This window comes from Jatrophihabitans sp. sgz311053, from assembly GCF_056135305.1.
In genome coordinates this window covers 1,700,126-1,725,699 of the sequence record NZ_JBWAXP010000002.1, presented here as the reverse complement: position 1 = coordinate 1,725,699, position 25,574 = coordinate 1,700,126, and the positions used below count along the sequence as shown (strand labels likewise).

Genomic DNA, 25,574 nt, shown 5'->3' with positions numbered 1-25,574 from the left:
CTCCTACAGCTTGTTCAGGTCGAGCTTGGCGATGCGGCGGCCGAGTGCGGGGGAGACCCGGCTGACGGCGCGGAAGAACTTGGCCTCCGGGGTGATGATGGCGACCGGCTTGTCCTCGGCGATGGCCGCGACGAGCTGCTTGGCGACCTTCTCCGGGCCGTAGCCCCGCCGCGCGTAGGAGGCGACCTGGTGCGCCGAGAGCCGCTCGGCCTCGGCGTCGTCGACCCCGACGTGGACGGTGGTCTTGGAGATGTCGGTGTCGATGAAGCCGGGGCAGACGGCGGTGACGCCGATCCCCTCCCGTCCCAGCTCGGCGCGCAGGCACTCGGTGAGCATGAGGACGGCGGCCTTCGAGGTGGCGTAGGCGGGATAGACGATCGAGGGCGAGTACGCCGCGGCGGAGGCGACATTGGCGATGTGACCGCCCTGTCCCCGCTCGACCATCTGCGCGGCGAAGAGGCGGCAGCCGTGGATGACGGACCAGACGTTGACGCCGATGATGGTCGACCAGTTCGCCACGGAGGTGCCGAGGAAGGGGCCACCCATGCCGATCCCGGCGTTGTTGACGACGATGTCGGGGACGCCGTGCTCGTCGCGCACCGTGGTGGCGAAGGCCTCCCACTCCTCGGTGCTGCTGACGTCCAGGTGCTCGGCCCACGCCCGGACGCCGAGCTCGAGCAGCTCGGAGACCGTCTCCTTCGCCGCGACGTCGTTGATGTCGGCGACGACGACGTTCGCGCCCCGGCGCGCCAGCTCCAGCGCGGTGGCACGGCCGATGCCACGGGCGCCGCCCGTCACGACCGCCAGGCGGCCGGCGAATTCGCCGTGCCCCTGCTGCCGCGGAGCCGGTTCGGGGTCGGCCAGCGAGTCGACGAACTCCGCGGTGAGGCGGGCGATGACGTCGGGCCGCTCGCTCACCACCCAGTGGCCGCCGGCGACGTGGGTGACGGTGAGGGGGGAGACCCAGCCGTGCGGGGCGCCCGCGGCCAGCGCCGCCGTCACGTACGAGTCCTGCTCCGGGACGATCACCTGCACGGGCAGGTCCAGGCGCTGCGGTCGCGGCGCGGCGAGGATGCCGGGGACGTTGGCGCGGTACAGCGACAGGCCGTTGACCTTGTCGGCCTCGCCGCGCTGCGTGGTGTCGGGACGGGCGGCGGCGCTCCGGGTCCGTGCCGAGCCGAAGGCGATCAGCCGGTCCAACACGCCACGCCGCGCCGCCAGCTCGGGCAGCCCCGGCAACTGGAACAGCCCCATGTAGTACGAGTGCGCGAGCTGCCGCGCGGCGGCGACCGGGTGGCGATGGACGCTGCGCAGCCAGCTGCCGGCGTAGTCCAGGGACGGTCCGGAGATCGAGGTGAAGCTCGCGACGCGGCCGGCGAGCCGGTCGTCGACGAGGGCGGGCCAGCACTGGATCGAGCCCCAGTCGTGGGCGAGCAGGTGCACCGGCGCATCCGGGCTGACGGCGTCGAGGACGGCGAGCAGGTCGTCGGTGAGGCGCGCCATCCGGTACGCGCTGCGGGCGCCGGGCTTGTCCGATTCGCCGGTGCCCCGCACGTCGTAGGTGACGACCCGGAACCGGTCGGCGAGCTCGGCGACGACGCCGTCCCAGACGGTGTGGTTGTCCGGGTAGCCGTGGACGGCCAGCAGCGTGGGCTTGTCGCCGTCCCCGGTCTCGTAGACGGCCAGGCTGACGCCGTCGGCACTGGTCACGCGTCGGGGCGTCGTCATCGAGCCGTCCTCACGTTCGGGGTACGCCCGCGGACGTTGCACACATCGGTAGGTGCAACAAGGCGTGACAGGTATGCCCCGACTATGGCCAGGGGTAACCACGGTGTCAATGCGCCGCGCGCTCAGCCCCCGAGCGCTCAGGCTCCGAGCGCACCGGCCACGGAGTCGAAGACCCGGAGGCGTTCGACGAGTCCCGTCAGCGTGAGGGGCCGCCGGACGGCGCGCGTGGTGGCCACCACCCGCAGCTGACAGCCGTGCGCCGCGGCGAGGACGTCCACCGCCAGCAGCATCTCCATGGCGGCGGCCGAGAGCAGCGTGACCTCGGCCAGGTCCAGGACCAGGACGCTCAGCTCGCCCTCGACTTGGTCGAGCAGCCGGCGGCGCAGCATCGGCGTGCCGAGGTAGTCCAGGTCCCCGGCCACGCGCGCGACGACGACCCCGCCCACGGCCGTCTCGGTGTCGAGGCGGTACGGCGGGTCGGTCGAATGGTCTGGCGGCGGCATGCGTCGCTCTCCAGCTCGGCGCGGCTGGCTGCGTAACCGCGCACGGATGCTACGACACCGCCCCGGCGGCGCGCCCGCTCAGTCGGCGCCGTGGCCGGCGGGCACCCGCTCGCCCTCGCGCACCGGCCCGGGCGGAGTCCCGTCCCCGAACGGACGCCCGCCGAGCTCTTCGCGGCCGTGCGGGGTCAGCCAGTTGGCTAGGTCCGGACCCTTCGGGACGACGCCGGTCGGGTTGATCTCCTTGTGGACCAGGTAGTAGTGCTGCTTGATCTGGACGAAGTCGGTGGTGTCGCCGAAGCCGGGGGTCTGGAAGAGGTCGCGGGCGTAACCCCAGAGCGCCGGGAACTCGATGAGCTTGTTCCGGTTGCACTTGAAGTGGTTGTGGTAGACGGCGTCGAAGCGCGCGAGCGTGGTGAAGAGCCGGATGTCGGCCTCGGTGATGGTGTCGCCGACCAGGTAGCGGCGCTCCGAGAGCCGCTCGTCCAGGGCGTCGAGCCGGGCGAAGAGCGCGTCGTAGGCCTTCTCGTACGCCTCCTGGCCGGTGGCGAAGCCGCACTTGTAGACGCCGTTGTTGACGTCTTCGAAGAAGGAGTCGATGACCTCGTCGATCTCGTCGCGCAGCGGCTCGGGGTAGAGGTCCGGAGCACCCTCGCGGTGGAACTGCCGCCATTCCAGCGACAGGTCGATCGTCATCTGCTTGAAGTCGTTGGTGACGACCGCCCCGGTGGGGATGTCGACGATGGCCGGCACGGTGATGCCCCGCGGGTAGTCGGGGTCGCGGGCGAAGAAGGCCTGCTGCAGTCGCTCGTAGCCGAGGACGGGGTCCTTGCCGCCCGGGTCGAGGTCGAAGGTCCAGCTGCGCTCGTCGTGGGTGGGACCGCAGACCCCCATCGACAGGGCGTCCTCCAGCCCGAGCAGTCGCCGGACGATGATGGCCCGGTTCGCCCACGGGCAGGCTCGCGCCACCACGAGCCGGTAACGCCCGGACTCGACCGGCCAGCCGTCGCGGCCGTCGGCGGTGATGCGGTCGCTGAGGTAGTTCTGGTCGCGCTCGAAGCCGCCGTCGGCGTCGATGTCCTTGGTCGCTGCTGCCGTCTCGTCGCTCACCTCGACAGCCTGCCCGTGCCGGCCGGCTCTCTAGCCCCGGTTCACTCGCCGCGGGGGTGGTGCTGGTGACGTACAGCGTGCTCTGGGCCACGACGGGTTAATGTTGGTCGAACGTCCGGCGTCCTCCGGGCATCACCAGCATCACGTCCGAGGGGTCGTCCGCATGACCGCCGTCCTTCCCGCCGTGGGCCTCACCGGCGACTACGTCCCCGCCGCCGGCGCCCGGGCCACCGAGCTGCGGGCCTACCGCCGCATGCTGCGCATGGTCGGCCGGCCGGTGCCACAGCCAGCACCGAGCGAGGCGACGCCCGTGCTCCTCGTGCCGGGGTTCCTCTCCGGCGACGTCTCGCTGACCTTGCTCTTCCGGGAGCTGCGGCGGCGGGGCCACCGCACCTTCCGCAGCGAACTGGGCGCCAACATCGGCTGCACCGAGGCGATGGTGACCCGGCTGATCGCGCGGCTCGAGAGCGTCGTCGCCGCCGAGGGCCGGCCGGTGACGCTGATCGGTCACAGCCGGGGCGGGATGGTGACGGCTCTCGCCGCGCGTCGGCGTCCGGAACTGGTCGCCGGCGCCGTCGTGCTCAGCGCGCCGATCACGGGTCGCCTGGCGGTGGCCTCGCACGTCCGCAAGCAGCTGGAGCTGCTCTTCCGGCTGCACGAGCGTGGCCTGCGGCGGGTACTCGCGGCCGACTGCGCCACCGGCGACTGCGCGGCGAGGGTCGTCGCCGAGCTGGCCACGCCGTTCCCCGCCGAGGTCCCGTTCACCTCCGTCTACTCCCGCAGCGACGCCATCCTGGACTGGCGCGCCTGCCTCGATCCCGCCGCGGAGCTGGTGGAGCTCGACGCGGGGCACGTGGGGATGGCCACCGATCCGGCGGTCGTCGAGGTGGTCGCGGCGCGGCTGGCGCGGATCACGGCGGTCCGGTCCCGGTCCGCCACGTGTGACGAGCCGACAGGCACGCCGCGCCGGTAGTACCCGTCGCGATCGCCACAGGCCGCCACCGGCAGTTGCCTCAGCGGGACGCTCGGCTCTTCGCCTTGGTCTTGGGCTTGGTCTTTGCCTTCGCCTTGGCCTTTGCCTTGGCTATTGCCTTGGCCTTCGCTTTGCCTTCGCCTTGGCCTTTGCCTTGGCTATTGCCTTGGCCTTCGCTTTGGCCTTCGCCTTGGCACGGGCCTTGGCCTTTGCCGCTGACTTCGCCTTGGCGATTGCCTTCGCCTGCGCGGCCGCCTTCGCCCGAGCCGCCGCCGTGGGGTTCGTCTTCGTCGGCGCGGAGGTCTTCGTCGGCGCGGAGGTCTTCGTCGGCGCGGAGGTCTTCGTCGGCGTGGACGTCGTCGCCGGAGGGGTCGAGTTGGTCGGTGTCGTAGCGCCCGACGTCGGCGGCAGGGCCGTCGCGCTGTCGGTGGTCGGTGCGCTCCCTGCATCGAGCGCGCAGGCACCCGGCGAGGTGGTGGCGAGCCGTCCCAGCTCGTCGGCGCTCAGTGCGCGGCCGAAGACGGCCAGCCCGGCCAGCGAACCCCGGAACGAGCCTGCGACGGCCCCGACGTCGACACCGGTGAGCGCCCCGGCACCGCTGGCGACGGTGCCGGCGGGGACGCCGTCGACGGCGACGGTGGCCTTGCCGTCGCCGACGGAGAGCGACAGCAGCTGCCAGCTGCCGGTGAGTGAGTGCCCCCAGGTCTCGGTGCCGTAACCGGAGCCGGCCGCGGGCAGGCCGTAGCCGCTGAGCTGCATGTGGGAAGGGACATCCGAGCGGAGGTCGTAGGTTCGCAGCAGCCCGCCGGCGGCCGGACCGCCGGTGCCGACGGCCCGGACGAAGGTGGCGAAGTCCGCCGACGCCGCATCGGTGCGCGCCCAGAGCGAGATCGTCCACGAGGTCGGCGCGGCCGGCACCGCGACACGAATGCGCTGGCTGTCGGTGGTGACCCGGCTGCCGCCGGCGACGCCGTCCGGGAGCAGCGTGGCGGCGGCGGGGGAGCCGCTCCACTCCGACGGCGCCAGGGTGTCGGTGGTCAGCGCGCCGAGCCGGGCCGCCAGCTCGGGGTACCCGGCCTGGCTGGTGCAGGACGTCGTCGCCGCGGTGGCTGCGGCGACCGGGGCGAGGTGCAGCAGTGTCACGCCGCCGTCGACCGGGACAGTGAAGCCCGTGCCTGTCCCCACCGTGGTGGTCTGGTTGCCCCGCGAGGGCTGGCGGACGGTGGCGGTATGGGTGCCGTTGACCGTGACCTGCACCGCCCGTGCCGGGTCGGCCAGCGGCTGGTGCGCCGCGTCCTCGAGCGGAGTCGCCAGCCAGAGCGCGAGGGTCTCGCCGCCGCCGTTCGGATCCGTGATGGACATCGTCCGCAGCAGGCTGCCGCCGCCCCGGACGGAGACGACGTCCGACGGCGTCGCCGCCGACGGGGTCACCGCGGCCGGGGAGCCGAGCGCGATGTCGGCGAGCAGGTTGCGCACCGCGGTGTAGGCGGGTTTGGGGGTGCCGTCCTGCCGGACCAGGCCGTAGTGCTGCTCGGGGTCGCGCAGGCCGGGCTCCGGCTTCTCGTCCAGCAGCTCGTAGAGGTAGGTCCGGGCGACGCCGAGCCGGGCCGCCTCGAGCAGTGTCCGGACGGTGTAGTCCGCGGCGGTCCGCTCGGTGACGCCGACGCTGGGGAAGGGCGAGTTGAGCGCGTTGTGGTAGCCGGTCTCGGTCATCACCAGCGGCAGCGCGGCGCCCTGCGTGGCCGACCAGGCGGGCAGCCGCGAGTCGAGCGCGAGCTCGGGGGCCTGTCCGTTGGCGTAGTCGTGCGCATTGCCGACGGAGGCGAGTCCCGCCACCGAGCCGAAGGCGGCCACGGACTCCGGTCGGCAGAAGGAGGGGGCGACGATGCCGAGGGAGCGGAAGTCGTCGCGGGCCTGCAGCGCCTGCACCAGCTGCTGGGCGTAGCTGCGCTGGTGCGAGGCCCAGGAGCTGTCGCCGGAGCAGTCGTACTCGTTGCTGGACTCGACGGCGTCGACGTAGGGCCTGACCTGCGACAGCGCCGACAGCTGGGCCGGGTCGACACTCTGGGTCGAGCCGTTCGTGGTCCCGCCGAGGATGAGCAGCGACCGGATGCCGTTGCTGCCGAGGCTGCGCAGCGCCGCCACCTCGTCGGGACGGTTGGCCACCAGGCCGTCCCGGACGTGGCGCACGCCTAGGCCCCGCAGTAGCGAGATCATGCGGTCGGTGTCGCCGTAGGAGGTGTCGTTGTAGTAGCTGTGGATGTTGACGCCCACGGTGCCGATGAACCCGTTCGCGGTCATCACCGGGCGCTCGCTCGGTGTCGCGACGGCCGCCGCGGCCGGTGTCGCCAGCGTCGTGGCGGCACCGATGAGCAGGGCCGCACCGACCGTGGTGGCGAGCAGCCGGCGCACGATGGGGCGCAGCCGCGGGGAGGGACGAAGCGACACTGGGGCATCTCTTTCGATCACCGCCGGCCGCGAGGCCGACGATCCGGGACCAACGTCCCCCGACGACCCCCCGTCAGCTCCCACTGTAAGGCCTAAAGTCCCTCACGCCTAACACGGATTTAGCGTTAGTCCGAGAAGCCCGTAAAATTCGGTCGTGCGCGAGGGATCCGCTGAGGCCGACGGGGAGCGGCGTCGCCCCGGGTGGCTCGTCCTGCTCGTCGGCCTGCTGGTGGTCGTGACCGTGGCCGGCGTCGTCGCCCTGGCCGCTCGCGACGGCAGTCCCGATCGGGGCAGCGCCGACCCGGTTGCCTCCGCGACACCCTCCGCCCCGGCCGCGAGCGTCGCGCCGAGCCGCAGCGACGGCTCGACCACACCGACCCCGAGCGGTAGCTCGACGACGTCGTCACCGCCACAGCCGCAGCCGCCGCGGCGTGCCGGCCTCACCGTCGGCGCGGCCCTCTACGCGATGTCCGACGCCCGCCTGGCCCGCGCCATGGCCGACCTCCGGTCGCTCGGGATGCGCTGGATCCGCATCGACGTCTCCTGGGCCGCGGTGCAGCCGGTGTCCCGGGAGGCTTTCCGGTGGGCCGACGTGGACCGGGTCGTCAGCGCAGCCCGCGCCGAGAAGATCGACGTGCTGGCGCTGCTGAGCTACACCCCGTCATGGGCGCGTCGACCGGGTTGCCGGAGCTTCGCCTGCCCGCCCCGGCGCGTCGCCGAATTCGCTGCCTTCGCCGGCCGGGTCGTGGCCCGGTACGAGCCGCGGGGAGTGCGGACCTACCAGGTGTGGAACGAGCCCAACATCGACAAGTTCTGGACCTCCCCGGATCCCGCCGCCTACGGCCGGCTGCTCGAGGCGACGGTCCGGGCGATGCGCGGGGTGAGCAGCCGGCTCCGGGTGATCCTCGGTGGGCTGGCCTTTGTCGGCGACCCGACCCGCGACAACGTCGACGCCGCCGCCTTCGTGCGACGCGCCTGCGCCGATGGACGGTGCCGCGTCGACGCCGTCGGTTACGACCCGTACACCTATCCCCGCCGGCCGGGCAGCAGGGCCGTCCCGCTGAACGCCTGGCAGCTCATCGCGAACCCGGCCGCCGGCGACCGGCAGCTCCGGCGTGCCCTCGCCGCGGTCGGGCTCGGCCGGACGCCGGTGTGGATCACCGCCTTCGGCGCCCCCACTGCCGCCGGCGCCGCCTCGGCACGGCTGGTCAGCGAGGCGACGCAGGCCCGCATCCTGGTCGAGGGGGCCCGGCTGGCCGGCGCGTCACCGGCGACGATCGGCGCCTTCTTCGTCGACACCTACCGCGACATCCCCGCCCTCGGCACCGTGGCCGGCCACTTCGGCCTGCTCCGCAGCGACGGCAGCCGCAAGCCGGCGTTCGCCGCGCTGCGTGCCGTGCTGCGCTGAGCCGGCACCTCACCGCGCGCTCAGAGGTCTCGCAGCGCCGCATCGGCGTGCTCGGCGATGACGTCCCAGTCGAAGCCGGCGGCGGTGACGCGCGCACCCTCGGCCAGCTCCGGCAGCCGCTCCCGGCAGGCCAGGACGGCGTCGGCGACGGCGTCGGGGTCGGCTGCGCAGACGGCCCCGTTGCGGCCGGTGGTGACGAGGTGCCGCGCGAAGTTGTCGGGGTGGTCGCTGGTGATGACCGGCGTGCCCACGGCCATCGCCTCGATCGCCACCATCCCGAATCCCTCCCGCACCGAGGGGAAGAGCAGCAGGTCGGCCTCGGCGAAGCGGGCCAGGACATCACGGTGCTCCGGGAGGAAGGGCGCGAAGCTGACCCGGTCGGCCACGCCGAGGGAGGTGCTGAGCTGCTGCAGCTCGTCGGCCGCCGGCCCCTGGCCGATGACGGTGAGGACGACGGGGACGCCGCGGCGGCCGAGGACGTCGACCGCCCGGATCGCGACGTCCACCCGCTTGTGGTCCAGCAGCCGTCCGGCGCAGACCAGCCGCAGCGTGCCGGCCGCGTCATGCGGCTCGGCCCCGAGCGGTGCCGCGAGGACGTCCGCCCCGATGCCGGGCGTCACGACCCGGACGTCACGAACCCCCTCGGCTCGCAGCCGCTCGGCCGTGCCCTCCGACGCCGCGACGACGCGGTCCGGCAGCCGCACCGCGGTGCGCTCGACCAGGCCGGCGAGGCGGCCGATCGGTCCCGACCCGCCGAGGTAGTCCGCCCAGTACTGCGATCCCCAGTACTCGTGCGAGGTCATGGTCATCGGCTTGCGCCGCAGCCACGCCACCAGCCGGGTGGGGAAGACCGGCAGGAACGGGATGGAGTCCACCTCGAGGACGTCGAAGCGGCGGGTGATCATCCGCAGCGTCGCGACGGCGAAGACCAGTGCCTGCAGGATGCTGCGGCGGCCCTTGGTGTAGAGCGGGACGAACGGGGAGAGGGCGTGGAACCGGACCCCTTCCCGTTCGACGGTGCGGCGGCCGGCCAGCTCGGGATCGTCACGCCACCACGGCATCGTGTAGATGTCGACCTCGTAGCCGCGCGCGGCGAGCCTGGTGTAGAGCTCGTGCTGCCGCTGCTCCTTGCCGCCGGTGTGCCAGGGCGCGACGCTATCGGTCACCACGGCCAGCCGCGGCCGCGTTCGGGCGGGTGTCGCCTCGGTGGTCGCTCCGTCGGTTGCCCCGCCCCGCAGCTGCGCCATGGTCCGCTCCTCCTGTCGTCGCCAGTCCCAGGTCTCTTCGGCCGCGCGGCGGCCGGCGGCGCCGAGCCGTTCGGCGAGCCCCGGCTCGTCCAGCACCCGGACGAGGGCGTCGGCCAGGGCGGGGACGTCACCGGGCGGCACCAGCAGCCCGTCCACCCCGTCGCGGACGACATGCGGGATGCCGCCGACGTCGGAGCCGATGACGGGCCGCCCCGCCGCCATCGCCTCGATCAGCGTCATCCCGAACGACTCGGCCTCGGTGAGCGAGGGCAGCACCGCCACGCCGGCATCGGCGAGGACGGCCGCCACCTCCGCCGGCGGCAGCGCGCCGTGCCACCGCATGCGGTCGGCGATGCCGAGCTCGACGGCGCGACGCCGCAGCTGCGGCACGTCGTCGCCGTCCCCGACGAGCTCCAGCGTGGCGTCGGGGAGCCGGGTCGCGGCCGCGGCGAAGGCCTCGAGCAGGACGTGGACGCCCTTCCAGCGCGACGTCCGCTCGATGCGGCCGGTGAAGACCACGCTCCGGCCCCGACCCTCACCCGGCCGGAACACCGACGTGTCGACGCCCGGGGTGATCGTCACCGCGCGGCCGGTGGCGAGGTTGGCGGCGACGGGCGAGACGGCGATGTGCCGGTCGGCGCGGGCGAAGACGCGGGGGAGCACCAGCCGCTCGTAGCCGCGCAGCACGGCGTCCACGAGGCCGCCGCTGCCCTTGACCAGGGAGCCGGCGTGATACGTCAGGACGCTGGGTCGCCCGCCCGCTGTGAGGACGGCGAGGTCGGCCAGGAACGGGACCGGGGAGTGGGCGTTGACGATGTCGACGTCGAGCCGCCGGAAGAGGCGTCGCAGCTGCGGCGCCCAGAGCGGGTTCACCGGCGTGTTCGACAGCGTCAGCCAGGTGCCGAGGCGGATCACCCGCACCCCGTCGAGGACGGTCTCGTCGCGGCGCAGGCCGTCCTTGGTGGAGATGACGACGATGTCGAACTCGTCGTCGCGCTCGCGCAGCCACGCCGCGACCCGGCGGGCGTAGTTCTGCATGCCGCCGAGCTCGGTGTAGCGCGGGGCGACGATCGCCACCGTCCGGCGCCGGGACGGCCCGGTCACGCGATCGCCTCGGGGGAGTCGAGGTTCGGGAGCGGCAGATGGTCCGCGCCGTCGGTCATCGGCGCCACGGTGCGGCTCACCAGATAGCCGAGCGCACCACCGGCGAGCTGGCCGGCGCCCCAGGCCGCGGCCACCCACGCGATGCCGTGCGGCGCCGCGGCAGCGGCGAGGGCGATCACCGCGACGGTGGCGAAGAGCTGCACCGACACCATCGCCGTGACGTGTTGCGCGATCCGCAGCCGCACCGCGGACCAGTAGTTGAAGCCGACGCCGACGGTCCCCAACGCGAGGACCCGCAGCGTCGTCGCGCCGGCGCTGCTGTAGCCGCCGCCGAAGATCGCCAGGACCAGCGGCGCGGCGAGCAGCAGGATCGCGATCCCGCCGAAGGAGGCGACCGCGATGGTCCGGCCGGCCTTCGCGACGATCTCGGCGACCCGCTGCGGCTCGCGCGAGACCTCGGCGTACATCGAGTTGCTGATCATGTAGACGGCGTGGTTGAGCAGCGTGACGATCTGGAAGCTGATGAAGAAGACCGCGCTCTGGGCCGGGCCTTGCGCGTTGATGATCAGCACCGGGAAGACGAGCTGCGGCGCGATGTACAGGACGTTGGACAGGTAGCTGGCTCCGGAGAGTCGGGCCGAGCTCCGCAGCTCGCGCGACAGCCTGCGGCGGGGCCGGTCGGGCAGGTGGCGCAGGATCGACACCAGACTCACCACGGCCGCCAGCAGCGCCGAGCCGGCCACGGCGCCGAAGATCATGAAGGCGCCGGCACCGCCGAGCAGGAAGGGCACGACCAGCCGGACCGCACTGAGCATGACGCCGTTGACCCACAGGTTCGACAGCACCCGGTCGATGCCGAGGAAGATCGAGTCGGTCAGCTGGTTCAAGGCCGTGCCGGCGACCAGGACGGCGAACAACGGTGCCAGCCAGGGCCAGGTCACGACGTCGGCGAGATCGGGGGCGACCGCCGGCAGCAGGGTGGCGTAACCGAGGCCGAGCAGGGTCGCGACGGCGCCGACGACGCTGCAGGTCACGAGCACGTCGGAGGCGCGCTCGTCACTTCGCGGGAGCACCCGCAGCAGGCTGACGTTCAATCCGAGCTGGGCGAAGATGGCCAGGGCCTCCGTCGTCGCCACCAGCGAGCTGGCCAGACCGATCTCGGTGCGGGAGGCCACCCGCGCCGCCACCACCCAGAAGATCGCGCCGACACCGGCCATCGACAGCGTCGTGAGCAGCATCAGCACCGAGTTGCGGATCAGCGGATCGCGCAGCGCCGCGCGGGCACGCGCGATCACCGCAGCACCCGGTTGCCGGGGGTGCTGTAGACGACGTCGAGCCGCCGCTCCACCGCCGCGGTGGGGTAGCGGTACGTCAAGACGTCGCCGGTGTAGAAGACGCCGGCGGTGCCGTCGTCCACGGTCTGCGGCCCCAGCACCAGGTAGACGCCCTTGCGCAGCTGCAGCGGCAGGAACTGGCTGTCCACGGTGACCGAGCGGGGCAGGTACATCTGCAACCGGGTGACAGCGACGATGTCGGAGGCGTTGGCGTACTGCAGTCCCTTGCCCCGGGTGGCCGAGGCGAGCCAGCGGGCCGTCGCCAGCTGGGGTGCGGCGGTGTAGAGCTGCTCGTAATAGGCGCCGCTGTTGCTCTGCGAGAGCACCGCGTCGTAGTCGCCGAGGGTCGCCGGCAGCGCACCGGTGAGGGTGACGCCGACCAGCGTCCCGACGCCCGTCGCAGCGACCGTCGGCAGGGCGGGACGGACCCGTCGCAGCGGCGCGGTCACCGACATCAGCCCGATCGCGACGACGGGCGCGGCGAAGATCAATGTCTGCTGGAACGCGCGCAGCACGCCATAGCTGGCCGACAGTCCCGGCACCACCGCCACGCTGGCGAGCGCGCCGATGCTGCCCAGCACGAGCCAGAACATCTCGCGGGAGAAGGTCCGCGTCACCGTGGAGTAGAAGACGAGGGCGAGCAGCCCCAGCAGCAGCGACAGCTGGATCACCGCGGCGCTGCCGAGCCGCAGCAGAGCGTTGAGGGCGCCGACCGGCAGGCCGGCGCCGTCCAGCGCGCGGCCGACGGGTGTCAGCGGGAGCGGTTCGCGCTCGGCGACCTGCGGTTCGGCGACGTCCCCGGTCGGCCGCGGGAAGACGAAGTCCGCGGCCTTCTCCTTGTCCCGCTCGGCGCGGACGTCGGCGACGTAGTCGGCGAGACGTTCGGCCTCGGTCGGCCCGCTGCCGAAGACCACGCTGTACTTCAGGTCCGACGAACCGGCGAGCGAGTCGCCCTTGATCAGCGCCGAGGCGAGGGTGTTGACGGTCTCGGCGAGGTGCCCGCCGGAGTGCGTCAGCGGCGTGCTCCAGGTCCAGGCCGTCGCGGCGGCGGCGATCACCACCAGCGGGTGCAGCAGGATCAGCGGACCGTGCCGCCGGATCTGCGCGCCGCGGTGGGCGTGGCGGGGTCGGTCTGGCCGGGGCGCGCGGGCGACGGCCAGCCGCTCGCGCCGACGTCCGAACCGTCGCCTGATCCGGCCGAGCCCGACGCCGGCCAGGCCGATGACCAGCGTGATGACGAGCAGGTACGTCGTGGCGTAGTGCGACATGATCACGCCGACGGCGAAGCCGTAGCTGGCGATCCGGCAGCGGCGGACGCTCCAGCCGTCCTGGGTCGCGGCCAGCAGCACCAGCGCGACGAAGACGTAGGCGACCTCCTGCCGGACCAGGAACGGCATGTCGGTGTAGAAGGTCGGGAAGGCCATGAAGAGCAGGACCGACAGCGCCGCCAGCCGCGCGGGCACCACGCGACGGGCGATGACGTAGACGCAGACGGGCACGAGCGCGAAGAGCGCCTGCAGCACGACCTTGAAGACCACGACGCCGTCCAGGCCGAGGTACACCCCGAGCGTGTGCGGCAGGATGTTGACGCTGAGGCAGGCGTTGTACGGCGTCGGGTAGGCCGACATCACCCAGTGCTCGTCGCGGTGGGTGTACAGGTAGGCCAGGTACTCGTTCTGGATGTCGTGACCGGTGATGTACCAGCCGCGCAGCGACGTCCCCAGCAGCAGCGCGAGCCCGCTGAGATAGATGACGGTGACGTCGCGCGCTCGGGAGCCGCGGCGCAGCGTCACCGCGGCGGCCGCGAGGATGGCGGCGGCGTGGGCGAGGACGGCCACGGCGCCGCCGTGCCCGTTGTTGAGGCGGACGGCCCCCGTAACGGCGAGGAGCACCGCGACCGCTGCGAGCGTGACGGCGGGCTGCAGTCGCGCTCGCCACACGATGCCGCCGACCCGTCGCAGTGTCTGCCGCCGGGGCAGTCCCGGCCGGTAGCGCACGACGAGGGCGAGGTCGACCACGGTCCAGGCCGCGACGAGGGCCGGCCGGGACAGCGGCCGATCGACGCCGAGCCACGGCAGCGCCGTGTTGATCACCAGCGGTACCGCGAGCAGCGCGAAGCAGGTGGCCCCCACGGCGTAGAGGAAGGCAGGCAAAGTGCCCAACCGCTCGCGCCAGCGTCGGGTGAGCAGCGCGACCGGTAGGCCCACCAGCACGGCCGCACCCGCGGCCTGCCGCAGCACGGGGACACCGATGTCGATCAACACCAGCGTCTGCCCGACCGCCACCGCGAGCAGCCAGGCGGCGAGCGTGGCGACCGCCCTGCCGGACGACAGCCGGGGCTGCCCGGCTGTCGGACGGTCGACCACCGCGGTCATCGCAGCCGCGCCGTCGGCCGCTCGAGAAGGCAGCCGCGGGGATCGGTCAGGAAGTTCTCCACCGCCGTCCGCAGCGCGTCACCGGAGACCGCATGGGGGAAGTAGGCCACCGAGATGTGGGATCGACCCGCTGCCTCCAACTGCTGCACCGAGACCGAGTCGGCGCCGTTGGGTCGCGTCGAGGTGCTCAGCACCGACTCGTTGTGGCGCAGGCCCGGGATGACCGGGTCGATGGTGTGGGCCTGCATGTAGGACATCGTCAGGCGCGGCGCACCCTCGGCGCGCGGCATGAGGACCGGGGCGTCGGCGGCGGAGCCACCGCGTCGCCGCAGCGAGGCGTGGGCCAGCTCCGGCAGTCCCGAGGCCCGCACCCGCTGAATTTCGGCCGAGACCGCGGCCGGGTCGTAGTCGTCGGACGGCCGCACGAAAACCCCGGCGGACCAGTTGCCGAAGGCGTCTGCGGTCCCCGCCTCGGCGCTGCGGGTGTTGAAGAGACATTCGAAGCCGGGACGGGGCGGGGGGAGGACGGCGGCCATCGCGGCCCGGAGGCCGACCATGCCGACGGCAGCCGCCGAGATGCCGGGGAAGAGCTCGTCGCGCAACCGTCGCAGCACTTTCGGGAAGCCGGGACCGCTGCTGATCTCCAGCAGCGCGTCGCGGCCGGGGGCGACGTCCGGACCGGCGGGCTCGTAGACGCCGCCGGCGAGCTCGTCGCGATGCCGCAGCGCCCACGCGACGGTACGCAGGTGCCGGCACACCTGACCGCGGATGAGGCGGTCCCGCTGCCGTCCGGAGAGCACCTGCCACGGCGGGTCGTCGGCGAGGATGCCCCCCTCGGCGAGGATGCGGGCCCGCCGCAGCAGTTCGCCGAAGAGGTGATCGCTGCTCCAGCCGTCGCCGAAGGCATGGGTTGCGCGGATGCTGAGCCAATCCGCACCGGCCAGCAGTCGGAAGGGCGTTCGCGTCAGCTGCCGCGGGTGATGGCGCAGCACGGCGTCGGGGGTGGGGTCGGCTGCCGGGTGGCTCACCAGCGTCTCGTCGAGCCAGTCGTCGAGCTCGAAGCGCGTGACCGGCTGCCAGCGCAGCTGGTCGGCGGTGGTCCACCGGGCCAGCCCCGAGGCCGAGGCCACCAGCGAGCCCAGCGCCGCCCGCAGCTGCTCGAAGCCCGGCATGTCGACCCGGAGCACCGACCGCGAGTACCAGACACCGGCCCAGGCACGATCGATCGCGTCGACCGGCCGCAGGGCGGTGGCGTTCATGACGACTCGGGCCTTCCTGGTCGAGCTGGTTCGTACTCGTCGTGGTCAGCAGTGCAGCAGAAGACGTTCCCGGTAACCGGCCAGGACCACCGATACCGTGTACGGCGGCGGTGTGCCTCCGGTTGCGCTTGGTGACGGTACCGGCACGCGGGCGGTGAACTCGGCATCGCCGCGGGCCGGCAGCTCCACGCGGCCGCGCTGCGCCCGGACGGTGCCGCCATCGGGCGTGACGGTCACCGTCCAGTCGAGCGTCCGGGCGTCGTCGTAGTGGCTGCGGACAGCGACATCGACCTGTACCCGGCCGTCCCCGTCGACCGGACAGGCGCGGGCGCGCTGCTCGTCGACGAAGAAGATTTCGAGGTATCCCGCGTCCTGCCTGGTGACGGAGTCAGTGAGTTGCTGTCGCAGATCGGGCGAGACCGCCGTCGCGATGCCCCCGGCGGCCAGCAGCACTGCCAGGGTCGGCAGCACGCGAAGACCGTGTCGCCGGCCCGAACGGCGTCCGGCCACGGAACCGCCGCGTGTCGTCACCCGTCGATCATGGCGCGACACGCGGCGGACCGCAGCCGGGGGGAGGGGGTCAGACCGCAGCGGCGACCGGACGGAGCAGCGCGTCGTTGACGGCGTCGTTCATGAGCAGCTCCGGCCGGACCTCGACCGCGGCGTGGCCCAGGTAGCTCAGCCGGCTCGTCTCGTAGCGGCTCTTGCGCGTCCCGTCGAGGACGAGACCCAGCATCAGGGAGATGCCGGCCAGGGCGGCGCAGGTCGCGGCGACGGCGTGCAGCCCCAGCGGGAGGTCGGCGAGCAGCAGCAGTCCGAAGAAGGCGGCGATAGCCCCGTAGAAGGGGACCGGGCGCTCGTGCCGGGCCAGGTTGACGATGAGGCTGAGGATCTTGAAGCCGTCACGGTAGGTGCGCAGCTTGGACTCGCTGCCGGCGGGCCGGTCGCGGAAGCCGACCTTCACCGAGGCGGCCGGGACGCGGGTCGAGAGGTAGTGCACGGTCAGCTCGGTCTCGATCTCGAACTCGCGCGAAGCCGCCGGGAAGCTCTTGACGAAACGACGGGAGAAGACGCGGTAGCCGGAGAGCATGTCCTCGACGTTGGTGCCGAAGACCTTGCCGACGACGGCGTTGAGCAGCTGGTTGCCGCGCTCGTGGCCGGGGCGGTACGCGCTGTCGGCGGAGTCGCCGGTGGTCTCCGGCTCGCGGACGCCGAGGACGTGGTCGTAGGGGCCGTCGATGAGCTTCTGGATCATGGCCGGCGCCGCGGCGGCGTCGTAGGTGTCGTCGCCGTCGATCATGAGGTAGATGTCGGCGTCGATGTCGGCGAAGGCGCGGCGGACGACGTTGCCCTTGCCCTTGGTCAGCTCGCGGCGGACGATCGCGCCGGCCCTGCGGGCGACCTCGGCGGTCCGGTCGGTGCTGTTGTTGTCGTAGACGTAGATCTCCATGCCCGGCACGCTGGCGCGCAGGTCGCGGACGACCTTCTCGATCGCGGCCTCCTCGTTGAAGCACGGGACGATCGCGGCGATGGCGTAGCCGGGGAAGCTGACCCCGGTGCGCTCGGCTGGCCGGTGCTGGATGTCGGTGTTCGTCATGTCTCGCCGCTGCCCCTTCGCTCGTGACCGCTAGGCCCCACCCGGGTCAGGCTCCCCGCGGGGGAGAGCACCCGGAACCTGTTCGGTTCGTGTTTGTTATCGAGAACTATTGCGCCCAATTCATCGATTCGCACGCCCAATTGCCTAACGCGGGGCTAACGGAGAACGGGCCGGGTCCGAGGTCCCCGAGACCCCCCTGACGAAGGTCCCGATGTTGATCAACGAGGCTGTGGTGTCGATCATGGACGCATGCCGCAGGGCGACATCCAAATGCTGCAGAGGGCCGGAAAACGCGGCTCCGGCTGCGTCCAGCGGACTCGGCGCCGGCCTCTGCTGCCGGTGAGAGCCGCCGCCGGCGGGGGCAGGCTGGGCCTGTGCCAGAACTCCCCGAGGTCGAATCAGCGCGCACGGTCATCGCCGATCACGCATTGCAGCGGCGCATTGTCGACGTGGATGACAACGACACGTATGTCTGTCGGCCGCACGCCGCGGGGGAGATCGGCCGGGCCCTCGTCGGCCGCCGCCTGGTCGCCGCGCATCGGCGCGGCAAGCTGATGTGGTGCGAGACCTCCGGGTCGGGACGGTCGCGGGCAGCCGGGCCGCTGCTGGCCGTCCATCTGGGGATGGCGGGACGGATCTTCGTCAGTCGCGACTCCGGCGAGACCCGCGAGGGCGGTGACTACGCACGCAACGGCAAGCCGGTGCGATCATCGGCGCACAAGCCGGAGTGGGATCGCTTCACCCTCACCTTCGCCGACGGCGGGACGCTGCGGCTCTTCGACAAGCGCCGTCTCGGCCGCGTCTACCTCGATCCGGACGTCGATGCTCTCGGCCCCGACGCCGGCGAGGTGGGTGTCGGCGAGTTCCGCGACATCATCGGTCGCAGCACCGCACCAGTGAAGGCGCGGCTGATGGACCAACACGCCATCGCCGGCGTCGGGAACCTCCTCGCCGACGAGGTGTTGTGGCAGGCCGCCGTCGATCCCCGGCGGTCCGCCGCCGAGCTGAGCGCGGACGAGCTCACCGGACTGCACCGCGAGCTGCGCAAGGGCATCCGCGCTGCGATCGCGAAGGGCGGCGTCCACACCGGCGAGATCATCGAGCACCGCGTCCGGGGCGGCCACTGTCCCCGGTGCGGGGCCGAGATGACGCGGGACACCGTCGGCGGACGGACCACCTGGCGCTGCAGCAAGGAGCAGTGAGCCGGCGCAGGTCGGGTTGACCGACGCGCCAGAGTGGAGCGGTGAGCACCGAGATCACCGACGTCGATCAGCTCGAGGCCCTGCTCGGCCGGCCCGCGCCGAGGGTGCTGGCCAAGGACCGTCCGGTGCTGCACGAGCTGGACCGGCAGTGGCTGGCGGCGTCGCCGCTGTGCCTGGTGGCGACCGCCGATGCGTCCGGTCGCTGCGACGTCTCACCCAAGGGCGATCCGGTGGGACCGCGCGGCGGCGTCGCGCACGTCCTCGACGACCGGACGATCGTCCTCCCCGAGCGTGCCGGCAACCGTCGCGCCGACGGCTTCCGCAACCTGCTGCAGAACCCGCAGGTCGGACTGATCTTCCTCGTTCCCGGCCGGGGCGACACGCTGCGGGTCAACGGCCGGGCCCGGATCGTGGCAGACGCCCCCTACTTCGACGAGCTGGTGGTGCGCGGTCACCGTCCGCTGCTGGCCCTCGTCGTCACGGTCGAGGAGGTCTTCCACCACTGCTCGAAGGCCTTCCTGCGTTCCTCGCTCTGGGACCCGACGACGTGGGAGCCCGACGCGGTGCCCCGCCGCGCCGTCCTGGCCAAGGCCCTCGAACGGCAGGACGACACCCTTGCCGACCTCGACGCCTACTACGGGCCGTCCTACACCGAGGGGCTGTACCCCTCGGCCTGACGCCGTCTGGCCGTGCCGAGCCGCCTCAGCTGATGCCGAAGAGCGTCTTGATCGGCGCGATGGCGAAGTAGACGGTGAAGAGGACGGCGACGACCCAGAGCAGCGGGTGGATCGAGCGTGCCTTGCCGGTGGCGACCCGGATGACCACCCAGCTGATGAAGCCGGCGCCGACGCCGTTGGTGATCGAGTAGGTGAAGGGCATCAGCACGATGGTGAGGAATGCGGGGATCGCGATCGACAGGTCGCGGAAGTCGATCTCGCGGATCTGCCCCATGAGCAGCACGCCGACCACGACGAGTGCCGGGGTCGCGGCCTCCGAGGGCACGAGCTGCGCGAGCGGGGAGAGGAAGATCGTCACCGCGAAGAGCAGCCCGGTGGCGACGCTGGCCAGCCCGGTGCGGGCCCCGTCGCCGATGCCGGCGGCGGACTCGACGTAGGTCGTGGCCGACGAGGCGCCGGCGACACCGCCGCCGACGGCCGCGACGCCGTCGACGAAGAGCACCGGTCCGATGCGGGGGAGGTTGCCCTTCTCGTCGAGCAACTTGCCCTCGCTGCCGAGGCCGATCGTCGTCCCCATGACGTCGAAGAAGTCCGAGAGCACCAGCGAGAAGATGATGACGATGGCCGAGACGATGCCGACGGCGCTGACGCCACCGCCGAGGGAGAAGGTGCCGAAGAGGCTCAGGTCGGGTGCGCCGAAATGCTTTCCGTCGAAGCTGGGGACGTTGAGCTGCCAGCCGTAGGGGTTCGTCTTGGTGTCGAAGCGTCCGACGTGGGCGATGGCCTCGATGATCACCGAGAGGACCGTCGCGGCCGCGATGCCGATGAGCAGCGCGCCCCTGACCTTGCGGATCATGAGCACCGCGATGAGCAGGAGCGTGAGCACGAAGACCAGCAGCGGCCAGCCGCCGAGCCCCTTCGGGCCACCGATCTGCAGCACCGGCGAGCCGGGTCGGACGAACCCGGCGTCCACGAAACCGATCAGGGCGATGAAGAGCCCGATGCCGACGGCGATAGCCGACTTCAGCTCGCGCGGGATGGCGTGGAAGACCGCCGTCCGGAACCCGGTGATCACCAGCAGGGTGATGACCAGGCCCTCGAGGACCACCATGCCCATCGCGGCGGGCCAGGACATCTTCGCGGCGACCTGGAACGCGACGAAGGCGTTGAGGCCCAGCCCCGTGGCGAGCGCGAAGGGGTACCGGCCGACGATGCCCATGAGCAGGGTGAAGAAGGCGGCGACGAGCGCGGTGACGGCGGCGATGCCCGCGACGTTGGCGGCGTTGCTGCCGCCGCCGAGGTGGTTGCCGTTGGCGTCGATGCCGTTACCCAGGATGATCGGGTTCAGCACGACGATGTAGACCATCGCCACGAAGGTGACCAGGCCGCCGCGCAGCTCGCGGGCGACGGTGCTGCCGCGCTCGGTGATCGAGAAGTACCGATCGACTCGGTTGCGGGGGGCCGGGGTGGATGTCGCATCGGTGCGTACCTCGCTCACGGGCAGGAATCATGCCTGACACCCCGGGCGCGCGGATGTCGTGGGCTCGCCCGGGGGCGCGTTGTCGGACCCGCTGCCTAATCTCGGGGTCATGATCGCCGTCCCGAATGCCGACCGTCCCGCGATGCCGGCGGGTTACGGCCTGCCCGAGACGAGCGACGGTCTGCTCGCCTGGGACGTCGTCGCGACGCGGCTGATCCGGGCGAAGCACTACTGGTTGGCCTCCGTCCGGCCGGACGGGACGCCACACTCGGTGCCGCGCTGGGGTGTCTGGCTGGACGACCGCTTCTACTACGACGGGGCGCCGACGACCCGGCACGCCCGGAACGTGGCGCAGAACCCGGCGGTGACGCTGACGCTGGAGAGCGGCACCGAGGTCGTCATCGTCGAGGGACGGTCGAGGCCGACCCGGGCCGAGCCAGACGAGCTGGGGGAGCGGCTCTCGGTGGCCTTCGGCAAGTACCACCCGGACTATGCGCCGGCGGCCGACGCCTGGTCCGACGAGGCGGGCGGCGGGCTGCGGGTGATCGTTCCCACGCGGGCGCTAGCGTGGTTCACCTTCCCGACCGACTGCACTCGCTTCGTCTTCCCGAGCCGGTGACGTCCACGCCACGGCCGACGGTGCACGGGGCCATCCTCGACGATGAGACACGGTGCGCCCACTGGCACTCGCCGCTGGACGTCATCGCGCTGCGCTTCGCCTGCTGCGACCGCTTCTATCCCTGCGACGCCTGCCACGCCGGGGAGGCGGATCACCCTTCCCGGCCGTGGCCGCTGGCCCGACGCGACGAGCCGGCCGTCCTCTGCGGGGTCTGCGGCGAGGTGATGACGGTGGCCGGCTACCTGGCCGCCGACGACCGTTGTCCGGCGTGCGGGGCGGGGTTCAATCCCGGCTGCCGGTTGCATCACGACCGCTACTTCGAGTTCTGATCCTCCGAGCATTGTGTAACAATGTTCCGGTGAGATCGATCCTGGCTGTGCTGGCGGCGGCGGTGTGCTTTGCCACCACGGGAACGTCCAAGGCCCTTGCCGACACCGGCGCGTCGGCGCTGTCGATCGGCGCGGGACGCATCGCCCTGGGCGGTGGCTTGCTCGCAGCCCTCGTCCTGCTGCGGCGCGCTCGCAGCGACAGGACCGTCGCCGGAGTCGGCGGCATCGTCGCCGGGGGAGCGCCACCGTCGGCATACGGAGCGTTGGCGCGGGTGCCGAGCCGTCTCGTCGTGGTCGGCGGGGCGCTGGGGGTGCTGGCATACCAGCCCGCCTTCTTCGCCGGGACGTCGTCCAACGGCGTGGCCATCGGCACGGTGGTGGCACTCGGTTCCGCGCCAGTGGCGACCGGCGTCCTGGATGCGCTGTTGCGTGGTCAGCGGCCTCAGCCGCGCTGGTATCTGGCCACAGCCCTGGCCCTCGTCGGGTTGGCCCTCGTGGCCGGCGTGGCCGACGGCGGGCTCGCCGACGTCCACGCCGGGATCGTCTGGTCGCTGGCCGCCGGGATCTCGTACTCCCTCTACGCGGTCGCGGCCAAGGAACTGGTGGACCGCGGCTGGTCGTCCGAGGGGGCGATGGCGGCGCTCTTCGGCTGGGCAGGCGTCGTCGCCGTCCCGGTGCTGCTGGCCTCGGGCCCCGGCTGGCTGCTCACCGGTCGCGGGATCGCCCTCGTCCTCTGGCTCGGAATCGTCACCACCACCGTCGCCTACCTGCTCTTCGGCTTCGGGCTCCGCACGCTGGCGGCGAGCACCGTCGCCACGCTGACGCTCGCCGAGCCGCTCTGTGCCGCCGTCCTCGGCGTCGTCGTCCTCGACGAGCACGTGAGCGCGCCGGCGGCACTGGGAGTCGTCGTCCTGGGTGCCGGGCTGGCCGTCCTCGGGGCCCGTCGACGCGTACCGGGGGAGTCCGGTGTCCCCGCGCCGGCGTGACGCGCCGCCGGGTCCCACCGGCACGGCGCTGCTGACCGACCAGCTGCGGCGGCAGATCCTCGCCGGCGAGATGCCGCCGGAGACGCCGTTGCGGGAGGAGGAACTCGCTGCGGCTCATGACGTCTCGCGACACACGGTGCGCGCCGCGCTGGCTCGTCTCGCCGACGAGCGGCTCGTCCTCGCCGAGGCGTATCGGGGCGTGCGTGTCACCAGCTTCAGTGACGCCGACGTCCGCGCGCTGCAGGAGCTGCGCGGGGCGCTGGAGAGCGAGGCCGTCCGGCTGCTGCGGCAACGACACGGCGACGACTGGCCCGACGCCGTTCTGGCGCCGATCCTGGCAGCCATCGCCGCGATGCGGGGGACGGCCGGCGACGACTGGCCCGCCGTCGCCACCGCCCACGCCGCGGTGCACACCGCCGTCGTCGCCGCCGCGGACAGTCCGCGCATCACCGACGCCTACCGCCGCCTGCACTCGGAGATGCTGCTGCTGCTGGTGCACGTCCGGCCCGACTACACGGTCGCCGGGCTGGCCGCGGAGCACGAGGGCTACCTGGACGAGCTGATGTCCCGCGGCCCCGACGCCGTCCGGGACCATCTCGACCACAGCACCGCGCTCATCGTGAAGGCGCGCGCGGCGGATGCTCACCGAGCGTCACCGTCGCCGCCTCAGCGGTCGAAGTAGCCGGCCGGCAGGTCCTGCGGCGCGCAGGCGATCACCTCGTCGTCGTCGACCCCGACCTGCTCGAACAGCGTGATCTGCGCGAACTCCGGGACGACGTGGATCGGGTAGGTCGGGCCGGCATCGCGGTAGCGATGCATCAGCTCCAGGTGGTCGTTCTGGAACAGCACCGTGCGTTGTCCGTCCAGTTCGATCCACCGCGGGAAGAAAATCACGCCGTGGATGATCCCGCGGTGCGGCAGGACGTTGACGGCGACGCAGGTGCCGGTGGGTTCGGTCCAGGAGACCTTGTAGCAGTCGTCGTCCAGCCTCACCAGGTCGACGGTCTGGTCCTTCACCCACCGGCCGCCGACGTGGCCGGAGTGGATGCGGTAGTCGATGGTCGTCGCGTTCTTGACGTACATCTCGTACTGCCAGCCGTTGGCGTAGGTGTAGACGAAACGATGCCCCACCAGTCCGGAGAGATCCTGCGCGGGGAAGAGGTTCTGGACCATGAGGCCAGACTGGCACGAAGCGGACGAACGGCCTCGGTCGGGTATTGCCGCCCACCGGCAGAGCCACCCGCGGTGCCGGATCAATCCTCTCGGAATGACATAATGTGCATTATCGGCGCAAGGGAACGAGGTTCCGCCCGGGTGGCCCGAGCACGGATGGCCTCGGCCTGCGCACCGAGCGAGACGCCCAGGTAGAGCATGACCGTCGCCCCGGCGAGATGGTGCGGCGCGCCGGCCATCCTGTCGATCACGACATCGCCGGCAAGGTGTACGGCCATTCCGACGATCCAGAGTGTCGCCGTCCACGTCGTCCCGCGTCGCCACAGTGCACCCGCCGAGTCGCGCCACAGCCTGACGGTCGTCGCGCGCCACACGCCGAAACCGGCACCGACGGCGAGGCTGAGGACGAGCAGGCCGACGGCTGCCGCGGGGACGCTGCCGGCCGCGCGGACGGCGCCGATCGTCTGCACCAAGCCGATGCCGCCGAGGATCAGCGCGGGTCGCAGCGAGCCGTCCTCCTTGACGCGGCGCGGGACGGTCTGCCGAACGACGAGCAGGACCAGGACGGCGAGCCCGAGGAGCGTGTTGACCATGCCGTCGATGCTCGTCGGCGAACGCGGACCTCGCATCGGCCCCGGGGTGGAGGCGGGGTGGAGATTCCCCGCTCCCCGCTCCCCGGGGCCGCTACCCGAGAAGTTGACATAACGTGAGGGGCATCCTCACCCGGTGACGCGATCGATGGCCTCCACGACGATGTCCAGGCCACGATCGAGCTCGTCGTCGGTGATGACCAGCGGCGGCATGAGCTTGAGGACCTGATCGTCCGGCCCCGCCGTCTCGATGAGCAGGCCGGCTTCGAAGACAGCGGCCGAGATCTTGTCCGCCAGCGGGGCGTCGGCGAACTCCAGGCCACGGGCCAGGCCGCGGCCCTTCAACCGAGCCGCAAGGCCGGGACGGTCGCCGATGACCCGGCTGAGGCGCTCGGCGACGTGCTCGCCCTTGCGCAGCGTCCCCTGCTGCAGGGCGTCGTCGCGCCAGAAGGCGTCGAGCGCTGCGGTGGCCGTCACGAAGGCGTGGTTGTTGCCGCGGAACGTGCCGTTGTGCTCGCCGGGCGTCCACTGATCGTGTTCGGGCTTGATGAGCAGCAGCGACATCGGCAGCCCGAAACCCGAGATCGACTTGGACAGGCAGACCAGGTCGGGCTCGATCCCGGCGACCTCGAAGGAAAGGAACGGGCCGGTCCGTCCCACGCCCATCTGGACGTCGTCGACGATGAGCAGGATGTCGTGACGAGCGCAGATGGCGGCGAGCTCCTGCAGCCACGCGACGCTGGCGGCGGTGAGACCCCCCTCCCCCTGCACCGTCTCGACGATGGCGGCGGCCGGGCGATCCAGGCCGGAACCGCGGTCGGACAGCAGCGACTCGAACCAGGCAAAGGGCCGGTGCCCCTCGCCGAGGTAGCCATCGAAGGGCATGGGGACAGTGTGGGTGAGGGCGACGCCGGCGCCCTTGCGCTTTCGGGGATTGCTGGTGACCGCCAGCGCTCCCAGGGTCATGCCGTGGAACGAGTGGGTGAAGTGGACGACGGTCTGCCGTCCGGTCACCTTGCGGGCGAGCTTCAGCGCCGCCTCCACCGCGTTGGTGCCGGTCGGGCCGGGGAACTGCACCTTGTAGCGCAGGTGGCGGGGCTCCAGGACGACATCGCGGAAGGTCTCCAGGAACTCACGCTTGGCCGCCGTGTGCATGTCCAGGCCATGGGTCACCCCGTCCCGGTCGATGTGGGCGAGCAGCGCGTGCTTGAGGCGGGCCGGGTTGTGCCCGTAGTTCAGCGCTCCGGCGCCGGCGAAGAAGTCGAGGTACTCCCGGCCGTCGACATCGACGAGGGTGCTCCCCTGCGCAGTGTCGAACTCCACCGGCCACTGCCGGCAGTAGCTGCGGACCTCGGACTCGAGCTGGTCGTAGATGGTCATGGCTGTCCCTTCGATGATGACGGCATGGGTTTGCGCGGAGGTGCGCGAAATGAGC

22 protein-coding genes are annotated in these 25,574 nt (G+C 72.1%); 8 read left to right on the top strand and 14 right to left on the bottom strand.

What is annotated here, in order from left to right:
• Window positions 1-3 precede the first annotated feature (3 nt).
• The 3 genes from AC0NZQ_RS17050 to AC0NZQ_RS17040 all read right to left on the bottom strand — a co-directional run bounded on the left by AC0NZQ_RS17050 (window position 4) and on the right by AC0NZQ_RS17040 (window position 3,305).
• On the bottom strand, window positions 4-1,728 hold the full coding sequence (locus tag AC0NZQ_RS17050; RefSeq protein WP_474531177.1) for an SDR family oxidoreductase: 1,725 nt from the start codon (window positions 1,726-1,728) through the stop codon (window positions 4-6).
• A 137-nt stretch (window positions 1,729-1,865) separates the two neighbouring features.
• A complete protein-coding gene (locus AC0NZQ_RS17045) occupies window positions 1,866-2,231 on the bottom strand; it encodes an STAS domain-containing protein (protein WP_474531176.1) in 366 nt (121 codons plus the stop codon).
• Window positions 2,232-2,309: 78 nt separating this feature from the next.
• Entirely contained in the window at window positions 2,310-3,305 is a 996-nt protein-coding gene (locus tag AC0NZQ_RS17040; protein WP_474531437.1) for a glutathione S-transferase family protein, read from the bottom strand.
• 196 nt (window positions 3,306-3,501) lie between these two features.
• Here AC0NZQ_RS17040 and AC0NZQ_RS17035 point away from each other — a divergent pair, with 196 nt between their 5' ends.
• The gene (locus tag AC0NZQ_RS17035; RefSeq protein ID WP_474531174.1) at window positions 3,502-4,311 is read left to right on the top strand and encodes an alpha/beta fold hydrolase; all 810 of its coding nucleotides are present in this window, start codon (window positions 3,502-3,504) and stop codon (window positions 4,309-4,311) included.
• A gap of 111 nt (window positions 4,312-4,422) precedes the next feature.
• On the opposite strand, the gene AC0NZQ_RS17030 is transcribed toward AC0NZQ_RS17035, so the two are convergent.
• The gene (locus AC0NZQ_RS17030; RefSeq protein ID WP_474531173.1) at window positions 4,423-6,759 is read right to left on the bottom strand and encodes a LamG-like jellyroll fold domain-containing protein; all 2,337 of its coding nucleotides are present in this window, start codon (window positions 6,757-6,759) and stop codon (window positions 4,423-4,425) included.
• A 154-nt stretch (window positions 6,760-6,913) separates the two neighbouring features.
• Between AC0NZQ_RS17030 and AC0NZQ_RS17025 the strand changes: the two genes are divergently transcribed.
• On the top strand, window positions 6,914-8,167 hold the full coding sequence (locus tag AC0NZQ_RS17025; protein ID WP_474531172.1) for a GH39 family glycosyl hydrolase: 1,254 nt from the start codon (window positions 6,914-6,916) through the stop codon (window positions 8,165-8,167).
• Between the two features lie 20 nt (window positions 8,168-8,187).
• On the opposite strand, the gene AC0NZQ_RS17020 is transcribed toward AC0NZQ_RS17025, so the two are convergent.
• The 6 genes from AC0NZQ_RS17020 to AC0NZQ_RS16995 form a co-directional block, all read right to left on the bottom strand.
• Window positions 8,188-10,518: a glycosyltransferase family 4 protein gene (locus tag AC0NZQ_RS17020; RefSeq protein WP_474531171.1), complete on the bottom strand. Its 2,331-nt coding sequence runs from the start codon at window positions 10,516-10,518 to the stop codon at window positions 8,188-8,190.
• Window positions 10,515-11,813, bottom strand: a complete 1,299-nt coding sequence (locus AC0NZQ_RS17015) for a lipopolysaccharide biosynthesis protein (RefSeq protein WP_474531168.1) — start codon at window positions 11,811-11,813, stop codon at window positions 10,515-10,517. The genes AC0NZQ_RS17020 and AC0NZQ_RS17015 overlap by 4 nt, the downstream gene beginning before the upstream one ends.
• Entirely contained in the window at window positions 11,810-14,227 is a 2,418-nt protein-coding gene (locus AC0NZQ_RS17010; RefSeq protein ID WP_474531167.1) for a hypothetical protein, read from the bottom strand. The genes AC0NZQ_RS17015 and AC0NZQ_RS17010 overlap by 4 nt, the downstream gene beginning before the upstream one ends.
• Window positions 14,224-15,486 carry a hypothetical protein gene (locus AC0NZQ_RS17005; RefSeq protein WP_474531166.1) on the bottom strand — a complete coding sequence of 421 codons (1,263 nt, stop codon included), beginning with the start codon at window positions 15,484-15,486 and terminating at the stop codon, window positions 14,224-14,226. The genes AC0NZQ_RS17010 and AC0NZQ_RS17005 overlap by 4 nt, the downstream gene beginning before the upstream one ends.
• Window positions 15,487-15,531: 45 nt before the next feature.
• Complete coding sequence (locus AC0NZQ_RS17000) at window positions 15,532-15,957, bottom strand: hypothetical protein (protein WP_474531163.1); 426 nt, start codon at window positions 15,955-15,957, stop codon at window positions 15,532-15,534.
• 109 nt (window positions 15,958-16,066) lie between these two features.
• Window positions 16,067-17,083, bottom strand: coding sequence for a glycosyltransferase (locus AC0NZQ_RS16995; RefSeq protein ID WP_474531162.1), 1,017 nt, complete (start codon window positions 17,081-17,083; stop codon window positions 16,067-16,069).
• A 374-nt stretch (window positions 17,084-17,457) separates the two neighbouring features.
• Between AC0NZQ_RS16995 and AC0NZQ_RS16990 the strand changes: the two genes are divergently transcribed.
• Together AC0NZQ_RS16990 and AC0NZQ_RS16985 are read left to right on the top strand one after the other, a co-directional pair.
• Window positions 17,458-18,285: a DNA-formamidopyrimidine glycosylase family protein gene (locus AC0NZQ_RS16990; protein ID WP_474531160.1), complete on the top strand. Its 828-nt coding sequence runs from the start codon at window positions 17,458-17,460 to the stop codon at window positions 18,283-18,285.
• 41 nt (window positions 18,286-18,326) lie between these two features.
• Window positions 18,327-18,962 carry a pyridoxamine 5'-phosphate oxidase family protein gene (locus AC0NZQ_RS16985; RefSeq protein ID WP_474531159.1) on the top strand — a complete coding sequence of 212 codons (636 nt, stop codon included), beginning with the start codon at window positions 18,327-18,329 and terminating at the stop codon, window positions 18,960-18,962.
• Between the two features lie 25 nt (window positions 18,963-18,987).
• Here AC0NZQ_RS16985 and AC0NZQ_RS16980 read toward each other — a convergent pair whose 3' ends face one another.
• Window positions 18,988-20,460 (bottom strand): NCS2 family permease, encoded by a 1,473-nt coding sequence (locus AC0NZQ_RS16980; RefSeq protein ID WP_474531158.1) that lies wholly within the window; start codon window positions 20,458-20,460, stop codon window positions 18,988-18,990.
• 91 nt (window positions 20,461-20,551) lie between these two features.
• On the opposite strand from AC0NZQ_RS16980, the gene AC0NZQ_RS16975 reads away from it, so the two are divergent.
• From AC0NZQ_RS16975 to AC0NZQ_RS16960, 4 genes are read left to right on the top strand one after another with little or no spacing between them, the layout of a single operon-like run.
• Complete coding sequence (locus tag AC0NZQ_RS16975) at window positions 20,552-21,061, top strand: pyridoxamine 5'-phosphate oxidase family protein (protein WP_474531157.1); 510 nt, start codon at window positions 20,552-20,554, stop codon at window positions 21,059-21,061.
• Entirely contained in the window at window positions 21,058-21,390 is a 333-nt protein-coding gene (locus AC0NZQ_RS16970; protein WP_474531156.1) for a CHY zinc finger protein, read from the top strand. The genes AC0NZQ_RS16975 and AC0NZQ_RS16970 overlap by 4 nt, the downstream gene beginning before the upstream one ends.
• A 29-nt stretch (window positions 21,391-21,419) precedes the next feature.
• Window positions 21,420-22,376 carry a DMT family transporter gene (locus tag AC0NZQ_RS16965; RefSeq protein WP_474531155.1) on the top strand — a complete coding sequence of 319 codons (957 nt, stop codon included), beginning with the start codon at window positions 21,420-21,422 and terminating at the stop codon, window positions 22,374-22,376.
• Window positions 22,357-23,058, top strand: coding sequence for a GntR family transcriptional regulator (locus tag AC0NZQ_RS16960; protein ID WP_474531154.1), 702 nt, complete (start codon window positions 22,357-22,359; stop codon window positions 23,056-23,058). Before AC0NZQ_RS16965 ends, AC0NZQ_RS16960 begins: the two co-directional genes overlap by 20 nt.
• On the opposite strand, the gene AC0NZQ_RS16955 is transcribed toward AC0NZQ_RS16960, so the two are convergent.
• From AC0NZQ_RS16955 to ectB, 3 genes are all read right to left on the bottom strand, one after another.
• Window positions 23,043-23,549 carry a phenolic acid decarboxylase gene (locus tag AC0NZQ_RS16955; protein WP_474531153.1) on the bottom strand — a complete coding sequence of 169 codons (507 nt, stop codon included), beginning with the start codon at window positions 23,547-23,549 and terminating at the stop codon, window positions 23,043-23,045. The genes AC0NZQ_RS16960 and AC0NZQ_RS16955 overlap by 16 nt on opposite strands.
• Window positions 23,550-23,629: 80 nt before the next feature.
• Window positions 23,630-24,142, bottom strand: coding sequence for a hypothetical protein (locus AC0NZQ_RS16950; protein ID WP_474531151.1), 513 nt, complete (start codon window positions 24,140-24,142; stop codon window positions 23,630-23,632).
• A gap of 126 nt (window positions 24,143-24,268) precedes the next feature.
• Window positions 24,269-25,519, bottom strand: a complete 1,251-nt coding sequence (gene ectB / locus AC0NZQ_RS16945; RefSeq protein WP_474531150.1) for a diaminobutyrate--2-oxoglutarate transaminase — start codon at window positions 25,517-25,519, stop codon at window positions 24,269-24,271.
• Window positions 25,520-25,574: the final 55 nt, after the last annotated feature.

What these genes read in the sequence shown, in the direction of transcription:
- AC0NZQ_RS17050 (WP_474531177.1), bottom strand. Translation starts at nt 1,728, where the DNA reads ATGACGACGCCCCGACGCGTGACCAGTGCCGACGGCGTCAGCCTGGCC.
- AC0NZQ_RS17045 (WP_474531176.1), bottom strand. Translation starts at nt 2,231, where the DNA reads ATGCCGCCGCCAGACCATTCGACCGACCCGCCGTACCGCCTCGACACC.
- AC0NZQ_RS17035 (WP_474531174.1), top strand. Translation starts at nt 3,502, where the DNA reads ATGACCGCCGTCCTTCCCGCCGTGGGCCTCACCGGCGACTACGTCCCC.
- AC0NZQ_RS17010 (WP_474531167.1), bottom strand. Translation starts at nt 14,227, where the DNA reads ATGACCGCGGTGGTCGACCGTCCGACAGCCGGGCAGCCCCGGCTGTCG.
- AC0NZQ_RS17005 (WP_474531166.1), bottom strand. Translation starts at nt 15,486, where the DNA reads ATGAACGCCACCGCCCTGCGGCCGGTCGACGCGATCGATCGTGCCTGG.
- AC0NZQ_RS16995 (WP_474531162.1), bottom strand. Translation starts at nt 17,083, where the DNA reads ATGACGAACACCGACATCCAGCACCGGCCAGCCGAGCGCACCGGGGTC.
- AC0NZQ_RS16975 (WP_474531157.1), top strand. Translation starts at nt 20,552, where the DNA reads ATGATCGCCGTCCCGAATGCCGACCGTCCCGCGATGCCGGCGGGTTAC.
- AC0NZQ_RS16955 (WP_474531153.1), bottom strand. Translation starts at nt 23,549, where the DNA reads ATGGTCCAGAACCTCTTCCCCGCGCAGGATCTCTCCGGACTGGTGGGG.
- AC0NZQ_RS16950 (WP_474531151.1), bottom strand. Translation starts at nt 24,142, where the DNA reads ATGGTCAACACGCTCCTCGGGCTCGCCGTCCTGGTCCTGCTCGTCGTT.
- ectB (WP_474531150.1), bottom strand. Translation starts at nt 25,519, where the DNA reads ATGACCATCTACGACCAGCTCGAGTCCGAGGTCCGCAGCTACTGCCGG.